The organism is Bifidobacterium sp. WCA-178-WT-4B (assembly GCF_009696495.1).
Lineage (GTDB): Bacteria > Actinomycetota > Actinomycetes > Actinomycetales > Bifidobacteriaceae > Bifidobacterium > Bifidobacterium infantis.
On sequence record NZ_VULV01000008.1, the window covers coordinates 68,679 to 82,795 of the forward strand.

The window sequence follows — 14,117 nt, forward strand, 5'->3', positions numbered from 1 at the left end:
GTCGCCCGCAAAACGGATGCGGGAATGGGAGAGGTACATCCGCAGCGCGTGCGCAGTGTGACTTACTCCACTCCCTCTGGCATGCCGCCGCATCACACGCTAGGGTAGAACAGGCCCTAAAGGAGGATACGGATTTATGAGCGACGCACGTCAGATCGAAGCCGACATCTACGAACGCCTGAGCAAGGTCATCGACCCCGAGCTCGGTCGTTCGGTCACCGACCTCGGCATGATCGCCGCCATCGAAGCCGCGCCCGCATCGTCGGACGCCGGCACTTACGACGTCACCGTGCACGTTGAGCTGACGGTTCCCGGATGCCCACTGAGCGAGACCATCACCAACCAGATCAATGGCGCGGTCAGCTCCTATCCGGGCGCACAGCTGCTGCCTCATATCGAAGTCGGTTCGATGAGCCGTGACAAGCTGGCCGATCTGGTCGCCAACCTCAAGGCCGAACGCAAGCGGAACCCCTTCAGCAAACCGGGTGTCAAGACCCGCATCTTCGCCATCGCCTCCGGTAAGGGCGGCGTCGGCAAGTCCTCGGTTACCGCGAACCTGGCCGCCACGTTTGCGGCCCTCGGTTTCGACACGGCCGCCATCGACGCGGACATTTACGGCTTCTCACTGCCGCGCCTGTTCGGCGTGCATACACAGCCCACCAATCTGAATGGCATGCTCATGCCGGTCACCGCGTGGGGCGTGAAACTGATCTCCATCGGCATGTTCGCCGGTGCTGACCGGGCGATTCTGTGGCGTGGGCCGCGACTGCAGCGCTCCTTGGAACAGTTCCTGTCTGACGTATGGTGGGGCGAGCCGGACGTCCTCTTGCTCGACTTGGCTCCCGGCACCGGCGACATGGCGATTTCCGTGGCCCAGGCGCTGCCCAACGCCGAACTCGTGGTGGTCACCACCCCGCAGCCCTCCGCCTCCGACATCGCCGTGCGCTCCGGACTCGTGGCCCTGCAGGTGCCGATGAAGGTGCGTGGCGTGGTGGAGAACATGAGCTACTACGAGCACAAGGGCGAGAAGCTGGAGATTTTCGGTGCCGGCGGCGGTCAGCGCGTGTCTGAACAGTTAAGCGCGGCGCTTGGCTATGACGTGCCGCTGATGGCCCAACTGCCGCTGGATCCCGAAGTGCGCGAGATCGGCGAGGCGGGTCGTCCCGCGGTGCTGGATGTCGATGGCGCCTTGCGCACGGATGGCGTCGGTCAGGTCTTTCGGGGACTGGCCGAGCGTCTGCTGGAGCGGTGCTAAGGGGTGATGGTCCAGGAGCGGTGCCAATCGGCCAATAGAGAACGGTTCTCTTCGCGCCTATTCGCCGGTGTCGTACAATATCCTCTTGCGTGACAAAAACCACATGAAAGGAGTAGCTGTGCCCACTTCCGAACATAAGGCCGACGACGCAACGCGGCGTCTTACCCTGATTCCCGCTCCGGTGACATTGGAGTACACCCATGGCACGGCTTTGATTGGTCCTCTGGTGACGATCGAGGATGCCGATCAGTCTTGGGAGACGTTGCCGATCGAGCAGCTGTCCGATGAACTTCGGCACCGCCACGGCGTCACCGTCCTGAGGCGCCGCACACACGGCACCGTCATATCCCTGGGCCTGGATTCACGGCTGGCCCATGACGAATACACGTTGGATGTGTCCGAATCGGAGGGCATCCGTGTGCGTGGCGGCAGCGAAAGCGGGCTGCGGTACGGTCTGCAGACGCTGCGGCAGATCATCGGGCAGACCTCGCGTGCCATCCCCTGCCTGCATATCCAGGACAAGCCCGCATTCCCGGTGCGCGCCTACAGTCTCGACGTGACACGCGGACGAGTGCCGACGATGGAGTTCCTCACCTGGTTCGTCGACCAGCTGGCCTTATATAAATACAATCAGTTCCAGCTGTATGTCGAGCATGCCTTCGCGTTCGTCGAGCTCAGCGAGGCGTGGCGTGGCACCGATCCGCTCACGGCCGCCGACATCACGTATCTGGACGAGTACTGCGCGCGTCGCGGCATCGAGTTGGTGCCGTCGTTGGCCACGTTCGGGCACATGTACATGAATCTGCGCACCCGTGAGCATCGCGGGCTGGGTGAGTTCCCCGAAGACGCCGACCGCCCGTTCAGCTTCATCGAACGCATGGAACATCACACGCTGAACGCCGCCGATCCCAAGGCCCATGATTTCGCCTCGCGCCTGATTGAGGAATACGCGCCGCTGTTCCGTTCGAAGTCCTTCAATATCGGCGGCGATGAGACGTTCGACTTGGGGCGTGGCAGGTCCGCGCAGGATGCGCCGGAAGCCGGCCGCGATGAACTGTATGCCGGTTTCGTCAGGGATTTGTGCGAAACGCTCGCCCGCCATGGTCGGCAACCGATGTTGTGGGCGGACATCGCGCTCGAAAGCCCGCGCACGATGGATCTGCTGCCCGGCGACATCACGATGCTCAACTGGATGTACGAGCCGCAGATCGACGAGAGCAAGATCCAGACCATCGCCGCGCAGGGCCGTCGACAGTTCGTGTGCCCCGCGGTGCGGGCTTGGAGCCGGTTCTTCCCCGATTATGCGGGTGCCTGGCTGAACACATATCACATGGCGTTGGCGGGGACCAAGTACGATGCGGAGGGCATGGTGGTCACCGATTGGGGTGATTACGGCCATGTCAACGATCCGCGTCTGAGCGTGCCGGGCCTGTGCTATGGCGCTCAGAACGCGTGGAATCCGATCGAGATCGATGCGCATGAGATGAACCGTCGAATCTCCGCTCTGGTGTATGGTGACGAGTCCGGTCGCATCATGGATTGCCTCGCCCGCATCGACTCCGATGGGGTATCGTTCCCCTGGGATCTTGCCGTGCAGGTGCTGGAGCTGGAATATGGTTCCGGCACCGGTGCGCTGAACATGGATGTGGCGGCGTGCATGGAACGTTCGAGCGGCGGGAGTCTCACGCTGGACCGCACGTTGGGATGCGATGACGCGCGCCGGCGGATGCTCCAGTGGAACCGCGAGCGTATCGAACGGCGTCGGGATTGCGATCAGGTGCTGCTTGACTGCGGCGACGCGTTCGCCGGTCTAGACAAGGGAGGCCTGACCGCGGAGTTCCTGTCGGTGATGCTGGACGGGCAGCGACTGTTCAACGAACTTGGCGAGGAACTGCTGGCGTTGGCCGACGGCAAGGACGTCGGCAGCGGGGCGAATCGTCTCGCCGCCGATCTGGAGTTGTGGTTCGAGCGGTATCGCGCACAGTGGCTGTCGGTCGGACGGCATGCCGAGCTCGCACGTATCGCCCACGTGGTGTGGTCTTTCGCGGACATTCTGCGTAGGGGCGCTCTGTAAGGAGCATGACCGAAGGCGGGGTCCATGCCCCGCCTTCGCTATCGCGCGTACTGGTCCTCGGTGGTGAAGCAGGTGCGATAGACCATGGCCATGATCAGACCGTCGGCCAGCAAGGTCAGCGCGGCGATGGCGCCGAAGACCACGAACTGGTATTTGGCGGCGTTCAGCGGATCTCCGCCGGCGATTACCTGGCCCGCCATCATGCCCGGGATGGTCACGATGCCGCTGGAGGCCAGCGAAGCGGTGGTGGGCAGCAGTCCCAGCCGAATCGACGAGATGACGGATGGGCGGGCGGACTCCCATGCCGTCGCCCCCAAGGCCAGCATCATATCCACCTCGTCGCGGCGTTCCTCCATGCTTTCATAGAATCGGCTCAGCCCGACAGCGAGCGCGGAAACGGTGTTGCCCAGCAGCATGCCGGTCAGGGGCACCACCAGCTGGGGCGCATACCATGGGTGTGGGCGCACGATGAGTTCGGTGACCAACGCCAGCATGAGCAGCATCGTGATGACCAGGCTCAGGAAGATCGGTCCGGCAAGACCTTTGGGGATGCCGCGCGCGCGGGATATCACGATCTGCACCGCCGCGACCAGCATGACCGTCATCAGAGCGAACACCATCCACACGCTGTTCGAACGAATCACATAGCTGATGATGAATCCCATGGCGCACAGCTGCACGAGGGCGCGGCATGCCGACCACATCAGGGTCCTGCCGATGCCCATATGCATGAGTTCGCTGATGATGGCCGCCACGGCCACCATGCCCAGCGCGATGAGCAGACCCCAGATATCGATGTTGTAGGAATTGCCCAGATCGCCGCTCATGACTGCGTCTCCTCATTCTCATCGGCGCCGGCAGGCACCGCGTTCGCGTCCTGCGCCGCCGAATCCGTCATCTCGCGTTCGGTCAGCCGCCCCTTGTCCAGCATCAGCGTGCGGGTGGCCCGTCCGTCCGGCGGACGGTGGCGGATGCGGATGATCGCCATGCCGCGTGTGGCGGCATCCGCCATGATCGTAGCCACCTTGGCCGCGTTGTCGTCGTCGAGACCGGCGTCCACCTCATCGGCCAGCAGCACCTTCGAATCGGTGAGCAGTGTGCGGGCCAGGGCCACGCGGGCTGCCTGGCCGCCGGACAGGTCGTGCGGGGCGCGCTCCAGATCGATGTCCTCGCAGCCCATCGCGTCCAACGTCGTGCGGATGCGCTCGTCGGGCAGCAGCTGCTCGGCCTTGCCGCCCTTGCCGCGAATCGCGAGCGTCCAGGGCAGGCGGATCGCCTCGGCCACGTTCTTGCCCGTCAGAATCGGCTTCTGCGGCAGGTAGGCGACATCCCGCCGCCACTGCTGCGGCGTGAACTCGCCGCTGCCCTTGCCTTCAAGGGCGAACGTGCCGTGCGCATGCGGGTTGAGTCGGGCGCATGCGGTCAGCAGACTCGATTTGCCGGAGCCGGACGGTCCCACCAGATCGACGATCTCGCCGCGTTCCATGCTGAAGGACAGGTTGTCGAACACCGTGCGTTCGTTGTCCGCCGGCGATTGCGCGGGAACGACGCAGGACACGGATATGGCTTCGAAGAAGGATCGCATATTCATCCAGTCTAGTCGGGGTCACGTGGGAAACCCCAGCGTTCACTTCCTGTATACCCGGTGTGGCATAATAGCCAAGGCAATTTTTGGGCTTTGCCTAAGCTAGTTTGAATTTGAAATAGGTGAATAACGTGGCACAGACTACTAACGACATCAAGAACGGATCCGTCCTGAACCTGGACGGCCAGCTGTGGACCGTCATGAAGTTCCAGCACGTCAAGCCGGGCAAGGGCCCCGCCTTCGTACGCACCACCATCAAGAACGTGCTCTCAGGCAAGATCGTCGACAAGACCTTCAACGCAGGCATGAAGATGGAATTCGAGACCGTCGACAACCGCACCCTCCAGTACTCCTACGAGGACGGCGACAACTTCGTGTTCATGGACATGACCACCTACGATCAGATCATGGTTCCGAAGACCCTTCTGGGCGACAAGGCCAAGTTCCTGCTCGAAGGCACCGACTGCCTGGTCTCCTTCCACGACGGCACCCCGCTGAGCGTTGACCTGCCGGGCTCCGTGGTCCTGACCATCACCCACACCGAGCCGGGCCTGCAGGGCAACCGCTCCAACGCCGGCACCAAGCCGGCCACCGTTGAGACCGGAGCCGAGATTCAGGTCCCGCTGTTCATCAATGAGGGCGACCGCGTCAAGATCAACACCGAGGATGGTTCCTACACCGGCCGCGAGAACAACTGATCTCCGCATCCTCAACAGACGACCGACCGTATAAAGGACTAGGACAGCAGCAGTATGGCACGTTCCACCGCGCGCAAAAGGGCTCTGAACACCCTGTACGAAGCCGACGAAAAAAGCCAGGATATTCTCTCCCTGCTTGACGAACGCATCGCACATCCCGGTGCCCAGACCCCGCTTCCCGACTATGCCATTGAAATCGTCAAGGGCGTGGCCGAGCACCGTCGTCAGATCGACATGACCCTGGACGAACACTCCACGGGTTGGAAGGTCCGCCGTATGGGAGTGGTCGATCGCAACATTCTGCGTATCGCCGCTTGGGAGATTCTGTTCAACGATGATGTGCCGGACAAGGTCGCTATCGACGAGGCTCTGGCATTGGCCAAGACCCTGTGCGATGACGATTCGCCCGCTTTCATCCATGGCCTGCTGTCTGCGGTGTGCACCGCCAAGAACGCAGCACCGGCACCGGAGTCCGTGACGGAAGAGGCCGATGAGGAATCGTCCGATTCCGATGCCGCCGCATCCGATCCGACCGATGAGGGCGATGTTTCCGATTCGTCCGGTGCATCCGACGAGCCCGCTGCCCCGTCCGCTGAGATTCAGCCGACGGTCGATTAGTCATTTGTTGTTCAGCCTCCCCATTCGGGAGGCTTTTTCATGGGCGGACACTTGTGTCGCCGTACATTCTCAAGTCGGCACCTTGCCGACAGCCCCGCCAGCGGGGTGAGACTTTGCGCCCAACGGCGTGTGAGTCTGCGCTGGCCGTTAACCTTGGTACGAATACCCGAAAAACATAAGGGGGTTTTGGTGAGCCAGAACGAGTCCGGGACCATCGCAATTCCGATGTATGACAAGGACGATGCAGTCCTCGTTTTGGAAGACGGACAGGTATATGTGGGGGAGCCGTACGGCGCCCTCGGTGAGACGACCGGTGAGATCGTCTTCGCCACCGGTATGACCGGATACCAGGAGACGCTCACTGATCCGAGCTACGATCGCCAGATCGTTGTGCAGACGTTCCCGCACATCGGCGATACCGGCGTCAACAGCGAAGACCCTGAGTCCTCCCGCATCTGGGTTGCCGGATACATTGTGCGTGATCCCTCTCCGAACGTGAGCAACTGGCGTGCCGAAGGCAGCCTTGATGACGACCTCGCCAAGAACGGCATCGTCGGCTTGAGCCACATCGACACCCGCAAGCTGGTGCGTCACCTGCGTTCCGCAGGCGTGATGCGCGCCGGCATCTTCTCCGGCGACGCCCTGACCGACCAGGCCACCGGCGCGCTCAAGACCATCGAGCAGCTGCTCGAAGACGTCAAGAACACACCGCAGATGCAGGGCCTGAGCCTGTACGACGAAGTGTCCACCAAGGAGACCTACACCATCGAGCCGTGCGGCGAGTACGAAGGCAAGGAGCCGCTGTACACCGTGGCCGCCGTGGACCTCGGCATCAAGGGCATGACCCCGCACCGCATGGCCGAACGCGGCTGCCGCGTGCACGTGGTGCCCTCCACCATCACCTTCGCCGAAATCGAGAACCTGAACCCGGACGGCGTCTTCTTCTCCAACGGCCCGGGCGACCCGGAACAGGCCGGCCCCGAAATCGAGCTGCTGCGCCAGGTGCTCGACGCCGGCTACCCGTTCTTCGGCATCTGCTTCGGCAACCAGCTGCTTGGCCGCGCGCTCGGCTTCGGCACCTACAAGCTCAAGTTCGGCCACCGTGGCATCAACCAGCCGGTCAAGGATCTGACCACCGGCAAGGTTGAGGTCACCGCCCACAACCACGGCTTCGCGGTCGACGCCCCGATCGGCAAGCAGGTCGACGCGCCGTTTGAAAACGGCAAGTACGGCAAGGTGTTCGTCTCCCACATCGATCTGAACGACGACGTGGTCGAAGGCCTGCAGTGCGTGGACATCCCCGCATTCTCCGTGCAGTACCACCCGGAGGCCGCAGCAGGCCCGCACGATGCGGCCTACCTGTTCGACCGTTTCTGCGAACTTATGAAGAACAACTCCAAGGAAGGTAAGTGATATGCCGAAGCGCACCGACATCAAATCCGTGATGGTCATCGGCTCCGGCCCGATCGTGATCGGTCAGGCTGCGGAGTTCGATTACTCGGGCACCCAGGCATGCCGCGTCCTTCGTGAGGAAGGCATCCGCGTCATCCTCGTCAACTCCAACCCGGCCACCATCATGACCGACCCGGAGATGGCCGACGCCACCTACATCGAGCCGATCGCCACTCCGATCCTCGAGCAGATCATCGCCAAGGAACGCCCCGACGCGCTTCTGCCCACCCTGGGCGGCCAGACCGCACTCAACGCCGCCATGGCGCTGGGCGAGGCCGGCGTCCTGAAGAAGTACGACGTCGAACTGATCGGTGCCTCCCTGGAAGCCATCGACCGTGGCGAGGACCGTGAACTGTTCAAGAAGGTCGTTGACGAGGCCGGCGCCGAATCCGCCCGCTCCGACATCGCCCACAGCATCGAGGAAGTCGACAAGATCGCCGAGAAGTTCGGCTACCCGCTGGTTGTGCGCCCGAGCTTCACCATGGGCGGCCTGGGCTCCGGCATCGCCCACAACGAGGAGGAGCTGCACCGCATCGCCGGCGCCGGCATCCATTACTCGCCCACCGACGAGGTCCTGATCGAAGAGGGCATCGAGGGCTGGAAGGAATTCGAGCTCGAGCTTATGCGCGACCGCAACGACAACGTCGTGGTCGTCTGCCCGATCGAGAACGTCGACCCGGTCGGCGTGCACACCGGTGACTCCATCACCGTGGCCCCCTGCTTCACCCTGACCGACCGCGAATACCAGAAGCTGCGCGACATCGGCATCGCCATCATCCGCGGCGTGGGCGTGGACACCGGCGGCTGCAACATCCAGTTCGCCGTCCATCCGAAGACCGGCCGCCTCATCGTCATCGAGATGAACCCGCGCGTCTCCCGTTCCTCCGCACTGGCCTCCAAGGCCACCGGCTTCCCGATCGCCAAGATCGCCACCAAGCTGGCCCTCGGCTACACGCTCGACGAGATTCGCAACGACATCACCCAGTCCACGCCGGCCTCATTCGAGCCGACCATCGACTATGTGGTCACCAAGGTGCCGCGCTTCGCCTTCGAGAAGTTCCCGGGCGCCGACCCCACCCTGACCACCTCCATGAAGTCCGTGGGTGAAGCCATGGCCCTGGCCGGCAACTTCCAGGAGTCCCTCGGCAAGGCCATGCGTTCCATCGACAAGCGCCACATGGGCTTCAACTGGGATGGCGAAAAGCCGTCCGCCGAGGAAGTGGCCGAACTGCTTGAGGCCATCCACACCCCGACCGAACACCGTTACCTGCAGCTCATGCGCGCCATCTGGGGCGGTGCCACGCTGGAGCAGGTGTTCGCGGCCACCAAGATCGACCCGTGGTTCCTGAAGCAGATCTTCCTCATCAACGAGACCGCCATGACGGTGCGCGAGGCCGAGACCCTGACCCCGAAGCTGCTCAAGAAGGCCAAGCTCGCCGGTCTGTCCGACGTGCAGGTGGCCCACCTGCGTGGCTTGGGCGATGAAGGCGAGAACACCATCCGCGAGCTGCGCTGGACCTACGGTCTGCGCCCGGTCTACAAGACCGTCGACACCTGCGCCGCCGAGTTCGACGCCGCCACGCCGTACTACTACAGCTGCTACGCCGACGAAACCGAGCTGCGCCCGCGCGAGCGCGAGGCCGTGATCATCCTCGGCTCCGGCCCGAACCGCATCGGCCAGGGCATCGAGTTCGACTACACGTGCGTGCACGCCGTGCAGGAGCTTGGCAAGGACTATGACACCATCATGGTCAACTGCAACCCGGAGACCGTGTCCACTGATTACGACATGTCCGACCGCCTCTACTTCGAGCCGCTCACCTTCGAAGACGTGCTCGAGATCTACGAGGCCGAGAAGAAGATGGGCCCGGTCAAGGGCGTCATCGTCCAGCTCGGCGGCCAGACCCCGCTGTCCTTGGCCGCGCGTCTGAAGGCCGCCGGCGTGCCGATTCTCGGCACCACCCCGGAATCCATCGATCTGGCCGAGAATCGTGAGCTGTTCGGCGAGGTGCTCAAGAAGGCGGAGATGAACGCCCCGCGTTACGGCACCGCCCTGAGCCTCGAAGAGGCCATGGACGCTGCCCACCGCATCGGATACCCGGTGCTCGTGCGCCCGAGCTACGTGCTTGGCGGCCGCGGCATGGAAATCGTCTACGACGACAAGCAGCTCACCAAGTACGTGGACCGCGCGCTTGCCGAAGCCAAGGCCGATACCGTGGTCTCCGGCCGCCTGCCCTCCCCGCTGCTCATCGACAAGTTCCTGCAGGACGCCATCGAGATCGACGTCGACGCCCTGTTCGACGGCGAGGAACTGTACATCGGCGGCATTATGGAGCACGTCGAGGAGGCCGGCGTCCACTCCGGTGACGCCGCCTGCACCCTGCCCCCGTCCACCCTGTCCGACGACCAGATCCGCCGCCTGCGCGAAGGCACCTACGCCATCGCCAAGGGTTGCCACGTGCAGGGTCTGATCAACGTGCAGTACGCCTTCATGGCCAACACGCTGTATGTGATCGAGGCCAACCCGCGTGCCTCCCGTACCGTGCCGTTCGCCTCCAAGGCCACCGGCGTGGCGCTGGCCAAGGCCGCCGCCCGCATCATGGCCGGCGAGACCATCGCCGACCAGCGCGCCAACGGTCTGCTGCTGCCCAAGGGCGATGGCGGCGACATCCACCCCGGCCAGCAGGTCGCGGTCAAGGAATCCGTGCTGCCGTTCAAGCGCTTCCGCACCCCGGTGGGCAAGACCGTCGACATCCTGCTCGGACCTGAGATGCGTTCCACCGGCGAGGTCATGGGCTTCGACCGTGACTTCCCGCACGCCTTCGCCAAGAGCCAGCTCGCCGCCTACGACGGTGGCCTGCCGACCCACGGCAACGTGTTCATCTCCGTGAACGACACCGACAAGCGTCAGCTGCCGTTGATTGCCGTGCGTCTCGAGGAACTCGGCTTCAAGATCTGGGCCACCGAGGGCACCGCCTCCGTGCTCAGCCGGTACGGCATCGAGTCGAACATCGTGGATAAGATCAGCACCCGCGTGGACACCGATCCGGAGGCGCCGGTCGAAGTGCATCACGCCGCCGGATCCGTGGGCAAGAACGTGGTCGATCTCATCGAGGAGGGCAAGATCGACATGATCCTCAACACGCCGAACTCGCGCGGCTCCCGGTCCGACGGGTATTCCATCCGCGCCGCCGCCATTGCCGCCGATCTGCCGCAGTTCACCACCATCACCGAGTTCCAGGCCGCACTGCTCGCTATCGAGGCCGTGAAGCATAATGATTATCAGATCATGAGCATTCAGGAGCATTCGAAGCAGTTGTTCGAATTGGAGCGACGGGAGTTCTGATGACTACACCCAGCAGTGAGGAATTGCAGGCACAACGTTCGGATTTCGGTCTGCGATTAAGCAATTCAATGGCCAAATACGGGCCACTGTGTGTGGGCATTGACCCGCATCGCAAGCTCCTCACCGACTGGGGATACAACGTCGATGCCGAAGGCGCCGAACTCTTCTCCATGCGTATGCTGCAGGCCGCCAACGGGCGCGCCGCAGCAGTCAAATTCCAGACGCCGATGTTCGAGCGTTACGGGGCCAAGGGCTTCGAAGCGCTCGAACGCGTGCTGTACGCGGCACGCCAGATGGGCGTCATCACCATCGTGGATTGCCTGCATGGAGGCCTGTCCACCACGATTTCCGCCATCGCGGACGCCTACTTCAAACCCGGCGCCCCGATGCTGGCCGACGCCATCACCCTGCTGCCGTACTATGGCGCGCGCTCGTTGAACGGCTTGATTACCGAAGCGTTGGAAAACGGACGCGGTGTGTTCATCGCCTCCCTGACTTCCAATCCGGAAGGCATGAGTCTGCAGACCGCGCTGCGCCAGAGCGGCGACTACAAGGGGCGCACTGTGGCCTACGGCATCGCCTCCACCGCACAGAAGCACAACGTGGATATCGAAGGCATGGGCTCGGTGGGCCTTATCATCGGCGCCACCATCGGCCAATGGACGCAGGATTCCGGCGTGGACCCCTCCAAGTTCACCGGCCCGATTCTTTCCCCTGGCTACGGCTGGCAGGGCGCCGAGGCCAAGGACCTGAAAACCGTGTTCCGCGGTACGCGCGGCAACGTGTTGGTCACCGTGTCCCGCTTCATCGCCTCGCACGGGCCGGATATCGCCGCATTGAGCCAGGCCACCGAGTCGATTGCGCTCGACGTGCGCCAGGCCCTGATGGAGGCCACCGCCGAAGGCGCGGAGAATCAGTGATCAGAACGGAATCAGATGTCGCGGCATGCGTACGTGTGTATCTCATCGCGTACATCGCATCACGATTCATATTCTTCCCTGTTCGTCGGGGCTGTAACAGTTACCGGTCATCTCGCCGGTGAGCCGTTACCACATTGGATTCATAATCGCTGCACACCACATCATCTCCGGAGGAACCCATGACTGAAAACACCCATGCCGGCCGTCTAATCGTCCTGACTGGCCCCACCGCAGTAGGTAAAGGCACTGTGGAGGCCAAGCTGCGCGCCGACCACCCCGAAGTGTGGGTGTCCGTTTCCGCCACCACGCGCGCTCCGCGCCCCGGCGAGGTTGATGGCGTCAACTACTGGTTCCTCACCGAAGACGAGTTCCTGGCCCGCGAAGCGGCGGGGGAGTTCCTGGAAACCGCCGTGGTGCACGGCATGGCCCACTATGGTACATTGCTGGCTCCGGTGGAGGAGCATCTGGCTGCCGGCGTGCCAACAATTCTGGAAATCGATTTGCAGGGCGCCCGCCGCGTCAAGCAGCGCGCCGCCGAACTCGACTTGGAAGTGGTGTACGTGTTCATCGCGCCGCCGAGCTTTGAAGAGCTCAAGCGCCGTCTGATCGGCCGAGGCACCGAAACCGCCGAACAGCAGGCCCGTCGCCTGGAAACCGCCAAAGTGGAGCTCGCCGCCGAAAACGAATTCGACGTCACCATCGTCAACGAAACCGTCGATCAGGCCGCCGCCGACCTCTGGTCCGTCATCGCCAAGGAATACGGGCTGTAACGTGTGCGAATAGGTTCTGTTCGTACTGAGATGTCCATGCTTGGCATGGCGTGCTCATGTGATTATGCGTGTTCAGTCCCTGCCAGTCGGCCCTCACAATAGGGGGAGAGCCTGACGGCAGGGACTGATTCATACCGATACAAAGGGGCATGCGCCACCATTGTTGCGTCAACTGTTTGATATGCAAATGGGGCACATGCATGTGTGCGCCATCTTCCAAAAACGTCGAATTATGCAAATGGGGGCACGAATAGGTGTCGGCGTGATGTGGTGTGGTGCGATGCTGCAGGTGCGGTGTGACATGGTGTGGGATGCCAGCGGATTTCGGGTGTTTTTCCTCTGGCGTCCCACAGAACCTGATGTACGGTGCCGTCGCCGGTTTGTGGGATTGGCAGAATTCCAATGGTTCTGTGGAATGGGGTGCGGGATGCCAGCCGTGTGCATCGTTTGACGTGCGTGGCGTCCCGCACGGTTGCGGGACGCCGGCCCCAAATTGGCCGCTAACCGTGTGGTATCCCGCATTTCTCCGATATGCGAGAGGAATCCGTCCACTATAAGGACTCTAGCCCAGCGACTAATAGTTTTTCCTCTATGTGCGAATAATACGGGCTGTAAACTACCGCTTTACCACCAACTGCTGGTGGAGAATTTCGGTGCTGTTTCTGGCCGGCGCCTGCTTCCAACGGATCGCTTCGGATTCGTGATGCTCGGTGACATAATGCCGCATCCATTCGAAGCACTGCTGGGTTTGGATGGCATCGCTTAATGCGCGGTGCTCCTCATTGTCCGCGATGCCGAAGCGTACGATCAGGTCGGCCAGACGGTGATGCCGCTGCGCGGGGAACAGGGCGCGGCTGATCTGCATCGTGTCATAATCCGCGCAGGCAAAGCCGCAGCCGGCGATATGCCGGGTGTTGTAATCCAGGAATCGCAGATCGAAGCTGACGTTATGACCGACAATCGGCTCAACGGCGGGACTGGCAGCCGGGGTAGCGAGCCATGCGATGAATCGGGGAAGCACCTCGTCAATCGGATCGAGGTCGGCCACCATCGCATCGGTGATGCCGGTCAGCGTGGTGATCTGACGCGGAATCGGCCGCAAGGGATTCACCAGCTGCTGGAATTGATCGACGATATGCCCCTTCCGCACGCGCACGGCACCGATTTCCGTGATGGCGCAACTGTTCGGGTAAAAGCCGGTGGTCTCCAAATCCAGCGCCACATAATCGGTGGGGAAGACGGCATCGTCCATGGCGATTCGCCCGCCGGCACCATGATTGGGCTGGGATGGTTGGCCGAAAACGGTAATGCCGGAAGTGGTCACGGAGGCTCCTCATATCAGTCGGTGTTCGGTGACTTATTGTACCGGCAGCCCGGTCTGGCGATACAATTTTTCCCT

The 14,117-nt window shown here is 62.6% G+C and carries 11 protein-coding genes; 8 read left to right on the plus strand and 3 right to left on the minus strand.

Features of this window, described 5'->3' with window-relative positions; all coding sequences use genetic code 11:
• The first annotated feature begins 136 nt into the window (after window positions 1-136).
• Both FYJ31_RS07020 and FYJ31_RS07025 read left to right on the plus strand, forming a co-directional pair.
• On the plus strand, window positions 137-1,255 hold the full coding sequence (locus tag FYJ31_RS07020) for an Mrp/NBP35 family ATP-binding protein (protein WP_032745356.1): 1,119 nt from the start codon (window positions 137-139) through the stop codon (window positions 1,253-1,255).
• Window positions 1,256-1,373: 118 nt separating this feature from the next.
• Window positions 1,374-3,329, plus strand: a complete 1,956-nt coding sequence (locus FYJ31_RS07025) for a beta-N-acetylhexosaminidase (protein ID WP_326831193.1) — start codon at window positions 1,374-1,376, stop codon at window positions 3,327-3,329.
• Between the two features lie 38 nt (window positions 3,330-3,367).
• On the opposite strand, the gene FYJ31_RS07030 is transcribed toward FYJ31_RS07025, so the two are convergent.
• Both FYJ31_RS07030 and FYJ31_RS07035 read right to left on the minus strand, forming a co-directional pair.
• Complete coding sequence (locus FYJ31_RS07030; protein WP_154536356.1) at window positions 3,368-4,156, minus strand: ABC transporter permease; 789 nt, start codon at window positions 4,154-4,156, stop codon at window positions 3,368-3,370.
• Window positions 4,153-4,920 (minus strand): ABC transporter ATP-binding protein, encoded by a 768-nt coding sequence (locus tag FYJ31_RS07035; protein ID WP_032745353.1) that lies wholly within the window; start codon window positions 4,918-4,920, stop codon window positions 4,153-4,155. The genes FYJ31_RS07030 and FYJ31_RS07035 overlap by 4 nt, the downstream gene beginning before the upstream one ends.
• A gap of 125 nt (window positions 4,921-5,045) precedes the next feature.
• On the opposite strand from FYJ31_RS07035, the gene efp reads away from it, so the two are divergent.
• From efp to gmk, 6 genes are all read left to right on the plus strand, one after another.
• Entirely contained in the window at window positions 5,046-5,612 is a 567-nt protein-coding gene (gene efp / locus FYJ31_RS07040) for an elongation factor P (RefSeq protein ID WP_007056944.1), read from the plus strand.
• 54 nt (window positions 5,613-5,666) lie between these two features.
• A complete protein-coding gene (nusB, locus tag FYJ31_RS07045; RefSeq protein ID WP_013141067.1) occupies window positions 5,667-6,230 on the plus strand; it encodes a transcription antitermination factor NusB in 564 nt (187 codons plus the stop codon).
• A gap of 225 nt (window positions 6,231-6,455) precedes the next feature.
• A complete protein-coding gene (gene carA / locus FYJ31_RS07050) occupies window positions 6,456-7,643 on the plus strand; it encodes a glutamine-hydrolyzing carbamoyl-phosphate synthase small subunit (RefSeq protein ID WP_044581069.1) in 1,188 nt (395 codons plus the stop codon).
• Window position 7,644: 1 nt separating this feature from the next.
• Complete coding sequence (gene carB / locus FYJ31_RS07055) at window positions 7,645-11,028, plus strand: carbamoyl-phosphate synthase large subunit (protein WP_154536357.1); 3,384 nt, start codon at window positions 7,645-7,647, stop codon at window positions 11,026-11,028.
• Window positions 11,028-11,948, plus strand: coding sequence for an orotidine-5'-phosphate decarboxylase (gene pyrF / locus FYJ31_RS07060; RefSeq protein WP_032745346.1), 921 nt, complete (start codon window positions 11,028-11,030; stop codon window positions 11,946-11,948). Before carB ends, pyrF begins: the two co-directional genes overlap by 1 nt.
• Before the next feature lie 179 nt (window positions 11,949-12,127).
• Complete coding sequence (gmk, locus tag FYJ31_RS07065; protein WP_154536358.1) at window positions 12,128-12,718, plus strand: guanylate kinase; 591 nt, start codon at window positions 12,128-12,130, stop codon at window positions 12,716-12,718.
• 616 nt (window positions 12,719-13,334) lie between these two features.
• Here gmk and FYJ31_RS07070 read toward each other — a convergent pair.
• The gene (locus FYJ31_RS07070) at window positions 13,335-14,042 is read right to left on the minus strand and encodes a 3'-5' exonuclease (protein ID WP_060620787.1); all 708 of its coding nucleotides are present in this window, start codon (window positions 14,040-14,042) and stop codon (window positions 13,335-13,337) included.
• Between the last annotated feature and the right edge of the window lie 75 nt (window positions 14,043-14,117).